We start from the raw sequence: 16,108 nt of genomic DNA, 5'->3' as shown, positions 1-16,108 counted from the left end.
TTGAAATCGATGACAATCTCTTCTTCAGCTATTCAGATTCGAAGCTACCAGCCGGGTGATGACAAAAGGATCAGCCAGTTGTTCCGTGAAGTCTATGGTGATTCGTATGTCTATCCTGATATCTATCTACCAAGGTTGATTGATGGTTATCAAGTCACTGGGCAATGGTATTCGGCTTTGGCATTCCATCAAGGACAGCTCATTGGCCATGCTTCATTGGTTAAAGATACGGTGCAACAACATTATGCGGAATTGGCGCTTATTGCCGTGGACCCCAATTTTCAGGGCTTCGGCGTGGCGAAGTCCCTTGGGGGTCATCTGTGTCATTATGCCAAAGAGCAAGACTATAATTTATTGACGATAAAGCAGGTTTGTTCACATCCTAAAAGTCAGTTTATTGCCCGAAATTTAGGCTTTTATTCTACCGCCCTGATGCTGGATTATGTCGATTCCCCATTCGGGCTGCCGGAACCTGAAAGTATTGTGCAAGGGATTTTGCCGCTTAAGTCGTTACCGTTGCCTAAACTGAACTGGCCGCAGTCTTGGCAAAGCTGGATTGGTCAGATAAGCCAGCATGTTGGTGAATCCGCATCAAATGAGCAGCAGATATGTCGTCGTTCTTCTGGCTCTGCACCATTTACCATCAAAAAAACCGGGCGACGGCTGGATATTACGCTGTACGATATTTCGTCGGATTTTTTGTCAGAGGTCATTGATTTTCCAACCGGACAGCTCATTTATTTGAAACTGCCTGCGTGTGAAGCATCCCTGAAATGGTGTTCACCGCTCAAGCAGGGTGGATTCCGATTTGCGGGGCTATGCCCGGATAGCCATGACGGTTGGTTTTTGTTGTGGTTAAGGGGCTATCAATTGGCACCTTATCAATTTCACGATACCGGTACGCAATATCTCTATCAGATGGAATTGGGGGTTAATTAATCTGTTTCTTAAAAAAACATCAAATATTGATTAAAAAAACACTTTACAAATGATATTGAGAACCATTATCATTATTAACACTTTCAGTGCACCACCTTCAGGGTTCATGTGAAAGTACGACATTGCTCACATTGCTTCCAGTGTTTATTTTATAGGCCAGCTTGATGCTGGCTTTTTTTTTTTGCCTGCTATCGCCTTATTTCTTACTCACCTGTTTTTTGTTCAAATGTTTTGAACTCCACGGTTAAATTTACAATCTTTTATATTTCACTTCCTTGGCTAAACTACAAAAAAACATTGAGGGATTTTGAAATGATCTTCTTACGTCGAGCCTTAGAGCGGGGTCATGCCAACCACGGTTGGCTGGACAGTTGGCACACGTTTTCATTTGCCAACTATTATGATGCCAATTTCATGGGCTTTTCTGTACTCAGGGTTATCAATGAAGATGTGATTGATGCGGCTCAGGGGTTCGGCATGCACCCGCACAAGGATATGGAAATATTGACCTATGTATTGTCCGGAACCGTAGAGCATCAAGACAGCATGGGGAATAAGGGGCAAATCTCCGCTGGAGAATTTCAGATCATGAGCGCCGGCACCGGCATTCGTCATTCCGAATATAACCCACATCATGATAGCTCGTTGCACCTTTACCAAATCTGGATCATGCCAGAAAAAACCGGTCTGGCTCCACGTTATGAACAACGCCGTTTTGATACTTTCGAAAGCCGCCAATTAATCCTTTCTCCCGATGCCCGCGCAGGTTCGTTAAAAGTTTTTCAGGATATGACATTATGGCGCTGGGTATTAAGGCGTGACGAACACAGTGAATACGTTATTGAAAAATCACGCAATATCTGGGTTCAGGTTGTGAAAGGCGAAATCGTGATTAATGGAACCCTTGCCACCACCAGTGACGGTATTGCCATTTGGGATGAATCCCACCTTCAAATCAGCGCAAACCAAGAAAGTGAGATTTTGATTTTCGACCTGCCATCCCATTAAACACATCGGCGATGGCAAAAAAAAACCCTGTCTGATCAGACAGGGTTTTTTAGCATTCTTTAAAGCGGTATTACAGTTTAGGGCCGGCTTTCACCAATGCCGCTCCCGCAGCCGTATCCGTGTATTTATCGAAATTATCGGTAAAGCGTTGCGCCAAATCTTTTGCTTTCAGCTCCCATTCGGCTTTATCCGCGTATGTGTTGCGAGGATCTAAGATGCCCGTATCAACACCCGGCAATGTCGTCGGAACAGCCAAATCAAAAATCGGCAATTGGATGGTATCTGTATCTTCAATATCACCATTGAGGATAGCATCGATAATCGCACGGGTATCTTTGATGGAAATACGTTTACCCGTACCATTCCAACCTGTGTTGACCAGATAGGCTTTCGCACCGGATGCCTGCATGCGTTTAACCAGAACTTCCGCATATTGTGTCGGGTGCAGTGACAGGAATGCCGCGCCAAAACACGCTGAGAAAGTCGGGGTGGGTTCTGTTACGCCGCGCTCGGTTCCCGCCAGTTTTGCCGTAAAGCCAGACAAGAAATGATACTGCGTTTGCTCTGGCGTCAGTCTGGATACCGGAGGCAATACACCGAAAGCATCTGCCGTCAGGAAAATCACTTTAGTGGCGTGACCTGCTTTTGATATTGGCTTAACGATGTTTTCAATGTGGTAGATAGGATAAGAAACGCGGGTATTTTCTGTTTTGGAGCCATCATTGAAGTCAACGCTGCCATCGGCCAGTACGGTGACATTTTCCAGCAACGCATCACGGCGAATGGCGTGATAAATATCCGGCTCAGCTTCTTTCGACAGGTTGATGGTCTTCGCGTAACAACCCCCTTCGAAGTTAAACACGCCGTCATCATCCCAGCCATGTTCGTCATCACCAATCAATTTACGCTTCGGATCTGTAGAAAGTGTGGTTTTACCCGTCCCCGAAAGGCCGAAGAAGACCGCAACGTCCCCTTTCTCGCCCACGTTGGCGGAACAGTGCATGGAAGCAATGCCTTTCAGTGGCAGCAGGTAGTTCATGATGGAGAACATCCCTTTTTTCATTTCGCCGCCGTACCAGGTACCGCCAATTAATTGCATCCGTTCTGTCAGGTTAAAAGCAACAAAGTTTTCAGAATTCAGACCCTGTTCTTTCCATTGTGGGTTCGTGCATTTTGCACCGTTCATCACAATGAAATCCGGCGTGAAGCCAACCAATTCTTCATCCGATGGGCGGATAAACATGTTTTTCACAAAATGAGCCTGCCAAGCCACTTCTGTGATAAAACGCACTTTCAAGCGGGTATCCGCATTGGCTCCGCAGAAGGCATCCACGATAAACAAACGTTTGCCTGAAAGTTGCTGAGTAACCAATCCCTTAAGATGAGACCAAGTTTCCTGACTGAGCGGTTTGTTATCGTTCTTGCCTTTTCCCTGATCTGCCCACCATACGGTATCGCGTGTCACATCATCGCGGACAATGTATTTATCTTTTGGAGAACGCCCCGTGAAAATACCAGTATCTACTGCAACAGCGCCAAGGCCAGTTAATGTGCCACACTCATACCCTTGAAGAGAGGATTGAGTTTCTTCAGAGAATAACAATTCATAACTTGGGTTATAAATGATTTCACCTGCATCACGAATACCATAAACCGCAAGTTCCTGCTCAGTAATACCTGTAACGCTCATTTGTTGCTCCTGGTCAGTTATACCTTATACCTGTCTCTGCGCGGGATAATAAATAATTATGACTAATTAACAGCGATTGCTATCAAAAAATTGGAATTACATTATTTTTTTTGGACTTTTATGAGACACAGGGCACGAAATGGAAGGAGGATTCATAGTAAAAAGGGCGTTAATTACGCCCTAAAAAGAGTCCTGCACATGGCGGAACAGGAAGAAACAGGGAAAAGGTGCAACCGCCAAAACCTGCAATTACATAAAGTTAGTGCAACTGTGCTGTTTTCGTCGCTTGTATTGCGCTGACATCATTCTCATCAAAAACATAATGCTTGCCGCAGAACTCACAACCCATATCAATCTTGCCATCACTATGCAAAATTTCCTGTAGATCAGCCTCCGGCAGCGTCATGAGGGTATCAATGCAACGCTGTCTGGAACAAGTACAACGGAATGCTACCTGCTGGGGTTCATAGAGTGTCACGTCTTCTTCATGATAAAGACGATGCAGGATCTCTTCTACACCCAGTGTAAACAACTCTTCTCCCTTAATGGTTGCAGTTAGTTGCACCAGATGTTCCAGCAGCTCTTCATTACCGCCTTGCTCACTCGGTAATACCTGCAATAACATGCCTCCGGCTGCCACTTTTCCATCCTGCATGCCCGTGCGGATAAACAGGCGGGTAGGCAACTGTTCGGACTGTTTGAAATAGGCTCCCAGACACTCCTCCAGCGTTTCACCTTCCAGCGCCACGATACCTTGATAGCGCTCACCTTCTGTTGGCGTAATGGTAATGACCATATAACCATTGCCGATCATGTCCCGCAGGCTGCTTGCCGTATCCACATCACCATCAATGCGGGCAGTACCACGCATTTGTTGCTGATTGTTACCGTTAATCACCGCCAATTTAACCGGCCCATCTCCCTGGATTTGTACCGTAATATCACCCTGGAATTTCAATGTCGCCGTCAATAGGCTGGTTGCGACCAACAATTCACCCAATAGCTGCTGTACAGGTTGAGGGAAGCTGTGATTTTCCAGCATCTGCTGGTAGGTTTCACTGACGGAAACAAGTTCCCCTCTGACAGAATGGCCTTCAAACAAAAATCGGTGTAATTGGTCATGCTTGATCATAAATTTCTCTCATTTCACTGAGCCGGTTATATGCCCTTCATATTTCGATGCGAAATCGATTAGGTATTTTCCAACTCATTTAATTTTGTCTGCTTAAATTTAATTAGTGTACGCCGTTCTTTTTTGTTCGGTCGGCGATCAGGATGTGGCATCATCAGCGCATTCATTTTACGGGCCGAGGCCATTTTTTCCCGATTGGCAATACTTTCTGCCGTTTCCTGATAAAGTTGTTGAGCGTCAGCCGCACCACGCCTGTGCTCACTCAACGCCAAGACTATCACTGTTTTCTCATCATTTCCCTGACGCAGTTTGATCTTCGCATTCAACTCAACCAGCTTACTTGGCTTGCTCCGTTGTCCATTATAATGGATTTTTCCCCCTTCAATCATTTCACGGGCGATAGCACGGGTCTTATAAAAACGCGCCGCCCACAACCATTTATCAAGGCGGACAGTCTGAGTTGTGTCTGAATTCAGCATGGTAAGTTCTCTCTCTAGCCCAAATTCAAATTGTTAATCAGCGCAGGCAAGAAACGGACTGAGGGTAACACAGCGCAACAGTTCCCCGCTAATCAATAGGTGTTGTTGAAGAAGATGCGAAACAGTTGTCATAATATTGGGTGATGTATTCAAGGCGCCGCTTGTTTTTGTATTTTTTCATTATTATCAACATAGCATTGATGGTAAATACTACCAACAACATAGCCATCAACAAACAGCTGCCAAGATAGCGAATAAGGGTTGTGGTATCCGGTTCACGGTGCAACATGATATTGAGTGTCCCATTGGGATCCTCAAACAGTTCCGTTACAATGCCGCCCGTTTCAAAAGGCGTTCTCATCAGCAGCTCGGAAATATGCTGTAATTCCAGCCACCGATCCATTGGGGTGTTTTCAAACATATTGTTTATCCGCATCGGATACTCAAGTAATTGCCGGCTCTCATCGCTGCGGAACAACACTCCCCCCGGCAATGGGCTATTCATGGCAGATGCGAATTTGTTGATCTCCGCATAAATAAACTCTTCGGTGGTCGCATCAACCAACTTTTCCAGCGCATCCGCACTACCCGCCCGCATGAGCACCCTATTCCCCTGAACAACTTTCACTTTACTGTCCGCCAGCAACTGATCCCAAGTCGTGGCGCTTCCCAGATTAACCAACGCATTTTTCAAACGGATGCAGTCCGTTTCTTTTGGGCACAATTTGTGTGCTTTCAAAACAATTTTTGCATAATTCTCAACCGGAACCAATCCGGACTTTGCAATCGCTTGATTCAGGCTGGGGCTGCCCCTGCCTTTGCGTCTGGACGAATGCAACTGTTCATAGACCGTGGTGAGCAGTGCCGATGCATTGTTAATGATATCGGACTCCAACATGGGCAGTGGTGTTTCTTTATTCCAATAAATGCCGCCGCAATTAAATGGGGCAAACAAGGTGACTTTATACTCCGCCAGAAAGTTAGGCGGCTTATAACACATTCCAACACCTTTGACTTTCAGTACATCCCCTTCCTTCAAATCGACACTTTGCAGCTCGGAAACGCTATTGATAACTTTTGTATTGCTGCCATACAGCCAAGCCAAACTGAGCCTCATGGAGAGGCTGGCGGGTTGGTATAAATAAAGCAGCAACATGGTAATCACAGAGAAAATCACCAGCACCAAGTTTTTTCTATAGCGCTGGTACGGGTAGTGTTTTTCTTCTTCATGCAAGGAAAGATAACGCCCCTGCCGAATAACGTTGTTGTTGGTATACATATCTATGTCGGTGTCCTGATCCAAATCGTAGGAAATATAGGGTTCCCAATGAGTTGGATAAACAAGATCAATGCCACCGAGAGAGATATTTTTTCTTTTCTCCGGGGCAAATTCACTGAACACCCCCCAACGTTTCGGTATTCCGTTGAAACAATTAATATTTAATAGTTTCCGGCTAGCAGGCAGCCGGAAATGTGACCAGAAACTGACCAGCATAAACAAGAACGATACCAACATGAACCAGGGCATCATCGAAATCGGTAAGAAAAGAGCCACAAACCATACCAATAGCCCAATCCCCATCAACACGCCTTCCATAATGCCGGCTGCATAGCGCAGCCTGTATTCTTCCGGCGTTTCCTTGCGGACATGCCGTAATTTCGCACTGGAATTGCCGTTTTTCTGAATGGAAGCCTGTTCCGTTTTTGCTGTAACGCGCGCAGAAAATAGATTTTGCTGATAGTCTTTCAAAAAATGGCCATTGACAGCGATAACCATCGGCATGGGAGTTGTCTGGATAATCTCAATGGTATTTTTTGGCTTTATAAACGGTTCAAGCCACACCGGGAAGTGTATTTCTGTATCATCAATATAATAGCGCCAGTGCTGTAACTCTTCCTTGACCGCAGAGAAGCGGGTAATGGCATGATTAATGGTATAAACATTATCATTTTTGATAGGCAATACCGGGTAGCCTGACAAGGGTCTATTGTCCAATTTAACCAGTTGACTTACGTTTCTCAGGTAATGTTCAATAGATTGAAGTTCATCGGTATTCAGTTTACGCCGACTTGTTTTAGCTATTGATGATAGATAACGCGCGTTATCAAGTCGCCTCCATCTGAAAATCAGAAAGGAAGCCATTATAATCAGGCTAATGATAAAAATAGCCAATATAATGACTAAAGAGCTCATTTTTTCCCCACGCCCATGACAGCAATACAGAGATCAGCAGAATAACAATCTCGTGAAAAATCCAGAATAAGGCTATTCCTATTCTTGCCTTGTACTTTTAATTCCATTAAGAAAAGGCGTCATAAAATTTCTCATACCTTTCCATAAAATACTGTTTTATTGCAAGGGTAAGATAGCAACAAAAATACATTCAAGCGATAATCGCTATCATTTACTAACATAATCAGCCATATTAAAGCCAAATTTGTATTTGGGCTGAATTCCACTACTCACATTAAATGATACAAGTTATTTTAACTAATTTAGCTCATTATTATTTTTAACTATCCAACACATAACTACCTTCAGGGGCAAGCATGACTGATTTTAAAAAACCCAAAATACTAAATGTGAATGATATTGCCCGCTCACGTTTGTTCAACATCCAATCTGTTGATCTTGAATTCAGCAATGGTGTAAAACGCGTTTATGAACGAATGAAACCGTCAAATCGTGAAGCAGTATTAATCATTCCTGTCATTGGGGATGAATTGGTGCTTATTCACGAATATGCCGTTGGGATTGAACAATATGAACTAGGTTTTCCAAAAGGTGCTATTGATGCTGGGGAAAGTGTTTTTGAGGCAGCCAACCGTGAACTGAAAGAAGAAGTTGGTTTCGGAGCTGGAAAGTTAGAGCTGTTGACAAAATTAACCATGGCACCTTCTTATTTTTCCAGCAAAATGAATATCGTGATTGCTCAGGATCTTTATCCAGAACTTTTGGAAGGAGACGAGCCTGAGCCATTGGTACAAATACGTTGGCCTATTTCTGACATGATGTCGTTATTAGATCATTCCGATTTCAATGAGGCCAGAAATGTCAGCGCCCTATTTTTGGCACAACGATATTTTCAAGCAAAAAATAATGAGAGAGGTTAGTTATCTCATATTGCAATAAACGGGTATGGGCATAATTAATATCGATATTCATTTTATACCCGTTTTAAATGTACGTTTTAAAGTATCAGGTACGATAAAATAACCATGTAAAATAAAGGATATTTCTGTTAACAAAAATAATTTAGTTGATAAAAAATAATAATTGAACATATTTACAATGTTTTTGAAATTAATTCATATCCCTCGCCTATCTCGCCCATTTTTATAAAAACACTCACAGTATTTTGTGCCACCTTCCGTAACCACCTTGAAACAAAATAATTTTTTAAAAAACGATTAGAAGCTGAATATATTTTAGGCTGGATAACCATCATTACATCGCAATAGTCTAACCATGCTTATCTGGCAGCAACACATAACTCACTGTTATCGATTGGATATAGAAATATTGCTTTCTCTTTTCCCATTTTTTCGATTTAAAAGGTGATCATGTATGGCTAACACAAATAATGAAACCATTAGCTACAAAAATCTCTTTGATGATAATCCAGACCTCTATTGCTTCCCCGGACTACCTGAAGCCAACGATGGCCCACTGGCCTATTTGGTTGATTTGTATCAGCAAGTCAGAATGTTTGAAAGTAAAGCCAGTGCAGATGGCACCGGATTTCTCAACCAGCGGCGCCCCGATATTGAAAAACTGCTGCTGGATAGTACGAACCTAAATAAAACCGTCAATCTATTGCCCCTTGTCATTGAAGTGCTCGCCGAAAAAGCGAAGAAACATATCAACCAGCAACAACCCTTGACCAATTCACTCGCCGACATCCAATACCCGCTCTCCTTACCGTTTTATTTTCCATTAAAACAAACAATGGCGGTATTGGCTGAAAAAGAGATCCCATTGCTGGAATTGATCCAACAAGCCGATAGCAAATATCCCAATTTTATTGATGGCAATTTGAGTGCCGATTCACTGCAAACAGCGATGATGGTCAGCAGCATGCTGGCACCGAAACTTCAAATGTTGTTACTGGAAAAATCGCAAAGCGATCAACAAGATTTCTTCGAGAAATATTTTGGCATCAAGGGCGATGCAGCCAAAGCAGCTGAATCGCTGTCCCGCCTTACTGTATTTACCCGGCAAACAGGGCTGAGCTCCCAAGAGGCAGAGAAACTATTTGCGGTTAACGGAATATCCGGCAATAACAAAGTGACACACAGTACTGTCAAGTACTCCAGCAATGTCGCCAAGCCTGCCAATGCCGGAACAGAATTCCCTTCCGGTGCTGATTACGTCGCGTCATACATCAACGCTGGGAAGTCACCGGCGCTCTATCTGGAAAAAACAGAAGACAAAGAAACGGCCAAAGATGTCATTCAACTTAAAAATGCCAGTAACGATAATTTTGACCGTATCCAACGCTTCCTGCATATCCAAAAGGCGCTGAAACTCAACGCTGAACAGCTTGATCTGTTATTGGCAACCGCACGGAAGGCAGAAAAACAGACTGATTATGTGATTACTGAAGCCACACTGCGCACTTTAGGCGTATTCCTGCATTTCCAGCAAGAGTACGGCGCTACCGCAGAACAATTTGCTGCGTTTATCGGCCATATCAGCCCCTATTCTCTTGAAGATCAACGCTCTTTCTTTGACCGGTTGTTCAATGCCTCCGGGTTGTCACAGCAAGCCGCTTCGTCCTCGGTTCTGGTTCTGGATAACCAGCCATTTAAACTCGATGCCACCGAGGGGGCAGATGCATTAACCGTCAATCAATTATGCGCCGGATTGAATATTGATGATGCCACCTGCCAAGAGCTGCTGAAGTTAATCGTCAAAACACAAAACCCATCGCAAAAAGATGCCGATCCGAAACGCTCACTGGATATCGTTTCTGCCCTTTATAGACTGGTTGCATTGCCTCGATTGCTGAAATTATCCGTTAATGAGGGAATGGAGCTGTTATTGCTCCTGAATCGTGATCACCCTGACTATCTGCAACAACTGGCGGGTATTCCTACGCTGGCTAAAGATGCCGAACTCGTTGATATTCTTGATATCCTGATCGCCTTCATGAACGCCACACACTGGGTTAAGCTGCACAAATTAGCCCCTTCAGTCCTTAACTTTTTGCTAACCCCAGCGTCCTTGGGCAGCGGTATCACGGCAGAGATTGAAAATATTGACTGGCTCAACAAAATCAGGGCTGTCATGCCAGATATCAGTAGTGCTCTGCTCAGCGAAGATAAAATTGCTTCTGAAATGCAGAAGTTTAAAGCCAAAAAAACACCCGTTGTCTGGATGACAGCGCTCGCTGAATTAGTGGATGCAACAACCGGTATTGTTCTGGTTGAAGAGACAGGAAAGGCATTAACCGACAAAGTGAGTGAAATTCTCAAACAATTAGCCGATGACGCTGATTGGAAAGAATACAATGACACGTGGACTAAGGCGTTAACATCTCTCTTTATCAAGGCGTTTATTGCCCAGCAGGATCTGTACATTAATGCCATCAGCCATGCTTTCGATATCGAAAGTTCCCTCTCCAAGCCATTACTGCAATGGACAGGGAGCTCCCAAGCTGATTTCCTGCTTAATACCCTTGCTCTGGCTCAGCGTTCTGACGATCAGGAACGGAAAAATCAAGCGGTTGTCCTTTGGTATAACCTCAGTCGGTATGCTGCGATTTGTGTTTTATTCAAGTTGACAGAAAAAAGCATAGCGGCACTGATTAAGAATCCAGACTGGTTTAATGTGAAAATGGGTGAAGATAACACCCCTGCGGTTGATTTAATCCTCATTCACCGCCTTAGTCGTTACAGTGATTGGCTGAATTTATTGCCTGAAAATAAAACTGAGGATGATGCGCTATATTACCTTCGCCAAGCCAACCAAATTGGGCAAGATCCACCAGCGCCAAATGTCTGGACAGCCGAAAAGGCGGCGACCAATCTGGCTGAATTAATGGGTTGGTCAGATAAAGAAATTCTCAGGGTAGCCAACGGCTTTGAGCAAAATGTGGCACAAAATATCGTTGATATCAGCATTGTCATGCGCCTCAAGGTTCTGGCAGAAAAAAGTGAAATATCTGCCCAACCCTTGCTGGATGTCGCTAAGCTGACAGCACAATCCAGTTATGACGAGTGGTATCAAGTCAGTAGCGCCTTATTTGCCGCCACTTCTGTCGAAATACAACCGAAACTGGAAGGTGCCTTGAATGAAAGCTGGCGGGATGCATTAGTCGATTATTTATTGAAACGCTGGGCGACATCTGATGACACATTGCCAAGCATTACGACCATCGACGATCTTGCAAATTATTTCCTGACCGACCTGCAAGTCACCTCCAGCGTCAGTACCAGTAAAGTAGCGTTCGCGATTGCCAGTTTGCAGCGCTATCTGTTCCGCCTATTTTCCCGTTTGGAAATGGACTATGGCGTCCAAACTATCAGCAATGAACGCATTGAGCATTGGAATCGCAACCTTAGCCAATATGCCCATTGGCAGGCATGGAGAAAACAGAGCAATTTTCCTGAAAGCTTCATAGATCCAACCTCCCGGTTACGTAAAACCCGTGCCTTTACCGATTTAGAACACGATTTAGGTCAGACCAGATTAAACAACAATGTGATTCAAACTGCCATTCTGCGCTATTTAACCGAATTTGAACGCATCAGCAATTTGCAATCGATAAGTGGCTACATTGATGGTACTGACCCGAAAAACGATCGCTACCACTTTATCGGTAAAAACAATGCCGAGCCGGTGGAATACTACTGGCGTACTCTCGATATCAAAATGCGCGATACCAATGATGTCATCAGCCCGTTGGCATGGAGTGAATGGGAAAAAATAACACTCTCGGTATCGGGAACCTTACTGGCGCTGCGCCCAATTGTGATTTCTGGCCGGCAATATGCCATCTGGGTTGAACGGGAATCCAGCCCATTGATGGGATTGGATCAAAAACCGTCAGATTACCGCGCGGTCAATCTAAAATTTGCCTATAAGCAAAACAATGGTGAATGGAGTGCACCAAATACCCTCTATCGGCTGGATGGTACTGATGCCAATGGTGAATACCCCGTAAACCCAAATGGCGACCGTATTCCCGATAAAGACAATCCTTATCTGAAAAATGAAAAATACAAGCCCGGCTTGATCTCAATGGTGATGGTGGATGATCAACGGGAGAATGACCCGTGGATGGGGGTTTTGCTGTATGACTCAACCAAAGAATATCCCAGTAGTTGGCAGAAAAATAAAGATTATTTTCTGGAGTTGCGTGACTTGCTGCTGGTAGATAAGAAAACACTGCCTCTCTCGCAGGAAACTGCCCTGATTTCAGACTGGCACCGGTTATTCAAAAACCCGGAAACGCTACAACTTGATTATGCCGGTACCGAAAAGTTTGTCGAGGTTACGTCAGTTGATGATGACCCCCAGCCTATTTTGAATTTGACTGCAAAATTAGATAAGGCAAAAAACCAACTGATTTTGACCGGGACAAATACGCTGATCAAAAGAAACCCAAAAGGGAAAGGTACAACGTTTAAAAACTCTGATATCAGTAGATTGTTGTCAATATTACCCTCCGAGAATTTTGAGAGAAGCATCCCTATTGATGAAAATACAAACCCGCCTATTGTCGGAACACTTTCTATCAAAGTGCCCGCCAGTCAAACCAGCCTGAAGAAGTTTGAACTTACGTGGGAAGGTGATACCCCAACAACAACAGTCAGTGTGAATTGTGATGGGATCAGTCTGTTTACTGTATCGCCTAACGAATGGAAAAAAAACACAGTCACTAAGTTTGCCGATCTCATGTGGTTTAATGGCACCTTCACCCAACTAAGCAGGCAATGGAATCCAGCAGCAAGTAAGTTGAGTGTCGGTATTGGAGAACAGAAAAAAACTGTTGGGGGCTGGGGACTTCTGGTCAGTCCTCAATGGGAATATACAAAATCAAAATTAACGCTACGGGTTATGTTTCCAAGTGATATTTCCCCCAGCACCAAAGACGTCGAGCTGGATGGTAATGCCACCACAGGAGAAATCCCCATCTCCCTTGAGACGAATTTCAATGATCGCTATCACGTTAATTTATACTCAACATTAGAAACCGCTTATTCTAATTCTAGCAAAAAAATAGAGTTCACAGGGACAGTAGCCAATCGCTACAAGGTCAGCATAAGAGAAAACGACAAGATCCCTGTCATCACCTTACGCAGAAATGATAAACAAGCTCAATATCTGGATATCGGGAGCCTGAAGTTCAAATCTACCTCCGCCATTCGGTTGAATACCCTGTTTGGTAAACAATTAGTTGCCCGCGCCACTCAATCCATTGAACGGGTGCTGGCTTGGGATACGCAATCCTTGCCCGAACCGGAGCTGGATGACAAAACGTCACCGACAAAAGTCGATTTCCACGGTGCCAATGGGCAATATTTCTGGGAATTATTCTTCCATCTGCCTTTCTTGGTTACCTATCGGCTTAGAGAGGAGCAACGTTTTTACGATGCCAGACGCTGGTTGCTTAATCATCTGTTTGATCCCTACGGCTCAATACGCATGTGGAATTCCCGCCCCGTTATTGAAAGCGGCAGCAATCTGCGCCCTTCGGCTAAAGGATACGATCCAGATACCATTGCTTACAGCCAGCCGATTTTTTACCAGAAAGCCCTCTTCCATTTTCAGATCAAGCTCTGGATACAAGAAGGGGATAATCTGTATCGCCAACTCAGCAGAGACAGCCTGAATGAAGCCAATTTATGCTATCAACAAGCCCTGCAATTGCTGGGTGCATTGCCGGAAAGTTTAAACATCACACGCTGGCATCCCATCACACTTGAGAGAATCAAGGAAGATTTCCTCCCGGATGTGCAGTCAACCAACATTAACCATTTTGTGTCACCTTTCAATGCCCAGTTAATTGAATACCAACAGACACTCAAAAGCCGCCTCTATAACCTGCGTCACGGCCTGACGCTGGATGGAAAAGTGCAGCCATTGCCACTCTATTCAAGTATCGGGAATGACAGCAGCCTGATACAACGCAATCGTGGCAATACGCTCACCCAATTGAATCAGATACCCCAACAGATTCCACCTTATCGTTTCCCATCCATGTTAAAACGTGCCAATGAAGCCGTAAAACAACTCATACAAATGGGGCACAGGCTATTTAGTGCAATAGAAAAAGAAACCGATGCAGAACAGGGCGTTCTGGAGCAATCGCAGGCACTCCGGCTGTCTGCTTTTACCATTGAATTGCAGCAGGAAGCAGTCCAGATTGCCCAGCTTGGCAAAGCCACTCTGGAAGAAAGCAAAAAGATGGCCCAAGAGAGATATGAACATTATCACCGACTCTACGAGGAAAATCTTTCCCCTCTGGAGATAACATCGCTTGCCCTCAAGACTACCTCAAGTGTCACTAAAATGGCCGCAGCCCCTTTCTTTCTTGCCGCTGCGGTTGCAGATACCTTACCTAACATTTACGGGTTAGCATTTGGTGGCGCCAAATATGGAGAAATCGTCCGAAGTGCGGCCATTGTTTCTCAAATCACCTCTGAAGAATTAGCGGTTATTTCCGAGAAACTCGAAGACGGAGCAGCATACGAACGTCGGCGCCAAGAGTGGGAAATTGAGTATAAACAGGCACAAAGTGAAATTAATATTATCGACCGTCAGTTACAGGAACAAGAATTACTGATAAAAAGCGCCAATATCGCCCTGCGGGAAGCAAAGGCACAGCAAGACGCAGCCCGTGAATTGTATGAATTTATGACAACAGGCTTCTTGATTGTGCCGACTTATCAGTGGCTGATGGGGCGTCTCGCTGCCTTGTATGCCCCGGCTTATGATGCTGTTCTTTCCCTGTGCCTGATGGCAGAAGCAAGTTGGCGCTATGAAGTCGGGGATTATCAGCACGGCAGCTTTATGAAGACTACGGCATGGAATGATTCTTATCGGGGCCTGCTGGCGGGAGAATCATTGCAATTGGATTTGCTGCAAATGGAAAATGCATGGTTGCAACGCAATGAACGCCGCATGAATATCAAGAAAACCGTCTCGTTGGGTGAATTGCTGACCGTCAAAGAATTACGGAGTCAAATTGAGCAGAAGCAAATGGTCAGCTTTACACTGAATTCCAAGCTGTTTGACACCAATTATCCCGGGCATTATCTGCGTCAGATTAAACGCATATCCGTATCGATTTCACTGAGTAATTGGACTATCACGCCGGGCGCTTCCTCAGAAATCAGTGCCATACTGACCCAGACAGGCAGCTCGACACTGACCAATGCAGATATTGAAGGCGTCAACTGGCTGTATGATCCCGACAGAAAAACAGGCAACAACCAAAATATTGTGACCAATTTGCGTGCCCAGCAGCAAATCGCCCTCTCTTCCCTGAGTGAAGATGATGGCAGCGCTGCCAAGGATAATTGGTTATACACTCTGATGTTTGATGATGACCGTTATCTGCCATTTGAAGGGACGGGAGCCATATCGACATGGACATTGGAATTTCCGGATAAGAAAGTCATCGATAAGATATTCAAAAACACACCGTACATATGGCGGCTGGACGATATCAACATTCACATCCACTATACCGCCGTGGACGGAGGCAAACAATTTGCCAAAGCCGTAAAAGAAAAACTCAATAAATAATCGCTACATATTGATATCGTGACATATTGCTAAATAAGCGATGACAAAAAGCCCCGTCAGATACTGGCGGGGCTTTTATCGTTCAACAACTTACATGATGC

The 16,108-nt window shown here is 44.5% G+C and carries 8 protein-coding genes; 4 read left to right on the top strand and 4 right to left on the bottom strand.

What is annotated here, in order from left to right:
- The first annotated feature begins 9 nt into the window (after positions 1-9).
- Together FE392_RS08285 and FE392_RS08280 are read left to right on the top strand one after the other, a co-directional pair.
- Positions 10-939, top strand: a complete 930-nt coding sequence (locus FE392_RS08285) for a GNAT family N-acetyltransferase (RefSeq protein ID WP_319929761.1) — start codon at positions 10-12, stop codon at positions 937-939.
- 312 nt (positions 940-1,251) lie between these two features.
- Positions 1,252-1,947 (top strand): pirin family protein, encoded by a 696-nt coding sequence (locus FE392_RS08280; protein WP_319929760.1) that lies wholly within the window; start codon positions 1,252-1,254, stop codon positions 1,945-1,947.
- A gap of 70 nt (positions 1,948-2,017) precedes the next feature.
- Here the strand turns inward: FE392_RS08280 and pckA are convergent, their stop codons facing one another.
- The 4 genes from pckA to FE392_RS08260 form a co-directional block, all read right to left on the bottom strand.
- A complete protein-coding gene (gene pckA, locus FE392_RS08275; protein ID WP_319929759.1) occupies positions 2,018-3,637 on the bottom strand; it encodes a phosphoenolpyruvate carboxykinase (ATP) in 1,620 nt (539 codons plus the stop codon).
- Between the two features lie 259 nt (positions 3,638-3,896).
- Entirely contained in the window at positions 3,897-4,769 is an 873-nt protein-coding gene (hslO, locus tag FE392_RS08270; RefSeq protein ID WP_319929758.1) for an Hsp33 family molecular chaperone HslO, read from the bottom strand.
- A gap of 59 nt (positions 4,770-4,828) precedes the next feature.
- Positions 4,829-5,248 (bottom strand): ribosome-associated heat shock protein Hsp15, encoded by a 420-nt coding sequence (gene hslR, locus FE392_RS08265; RefSeq protein ID WP_319929757.1) that lies wholly within the window; start codon positions 5,246-5,248, stop codon positions 4,829-4,831.
- An 88-nt stretch (positions 5,249-5,336) separates the two neighbouring features.
- The gene (locus tag FE392_RS08260; protein ID WP_319929756.1) at positions 5,337-7,442 is read right to left on the bottom strand and encodes an IgaA/UmoB family intracellular growth attenuator; all 2,106 of its coding nucleotides are present in this window, start codon (positions 7,440-7,442) and stop codon (positions 5,337-5,339) included.
- A 356-nt stretch (positions 7,443-7,798) separates the two neighbouring features.
- Between FE392_RS08260 and nudE the strand changes: the two genes are divergently transcribed.
- Positions 7,799-8,362 carry an ADP compounds hydrolase NudE gene (gene nudE, locus FE392_RS08255; protein WP_319929755.1) on the top strand — a complete coding sequence of 188 codons (564 nt, stop codon included), beginning with the start codon at positions 7,799-7,801 and terminating at the stop codon, positions 8,360-8,362.
- A 454-nt stretch (positions 8,363-8,816) separates the two neighbouring features.
- Positions 8,817-16,007: a Tc toxin subunit A-related protein gene (locus FE392_RS08250; RefSeq protein ID WP_319929754.1), complete on the top strand. Its 7,191-nt coding sequence runs from the start codon at positions 8,817-8,819 to the stop codon at positions 16,005-16,007.
- The last annotated feature ends 101 nt before the right edge of the window (positions 16,008-16,108 follow it).

Source organism: Xenorhabdus santafensis, assembly GCF_033949405.1.
GTDB lineage: Bacteria > Pseudomonadota > Gammaproteobacteria > Enterobacterales > Enterobacteriaceae > Xenorhabdus > Xenorhabdus santafensis.
Note: the sequence above shows the minus strand (reverse complement) of the source record. Positions and strands in the feature narration are given on the sequence as shown.

Coding starts and splice junctions, on each gene's coding strand:
- FE392_RS08285 (WP_319929761.1), top strand. CDS start 10: ATGACAATCTCTTCTTCAGCTATTCAGATTCGAAGCTACCAGCCGGGT.
- FE392_RS08280 (WP_319929760.1), top strand. CDS start 1,252: ATGATCTTCTTACGTCGAGCCTTAGAGCGGGGTCATGCCAACCACGGT.
- pckA (WP_319929759.1), bottom strand. CDS start 3,637: ATGAGCGTTACAGGTATTACTGAGCAGGAACTTGCGGTTTATGGTATT.
- hslO (WP_319929758.1), bottom strand. CDS start 4,769: ATGATCAAGCATGACCAATTACACCGATTTTTGTTTGAAGGCCATTCT.
- hslR (WP_319929757.1), bottom strand. CDS start 5,248: ATGCTGAATTCAGACACAACTCAGACTGTCCGCCTTGATAAATGGTTG.
- FE392_RS08260 (WP_319929756.1), bottom strand. CDS start 7,442: ATGAGCTCTTTAGTCATTATATTGGCTATTTTTATCATTAGCCTGATT.
- nudE (WP_319929755.1), top strand. CDS start 7,799: ATGACTGATTTTAAAAAACCCAAAATACTAAATGTGAATGATATTGCC.
- FE392_RS08250 (WP_319929754.1), top strand. CDS start 8,817: ATGGCTAACACAAATAATGAAACCATTAGCTACAAAAATCTCTTTGAT.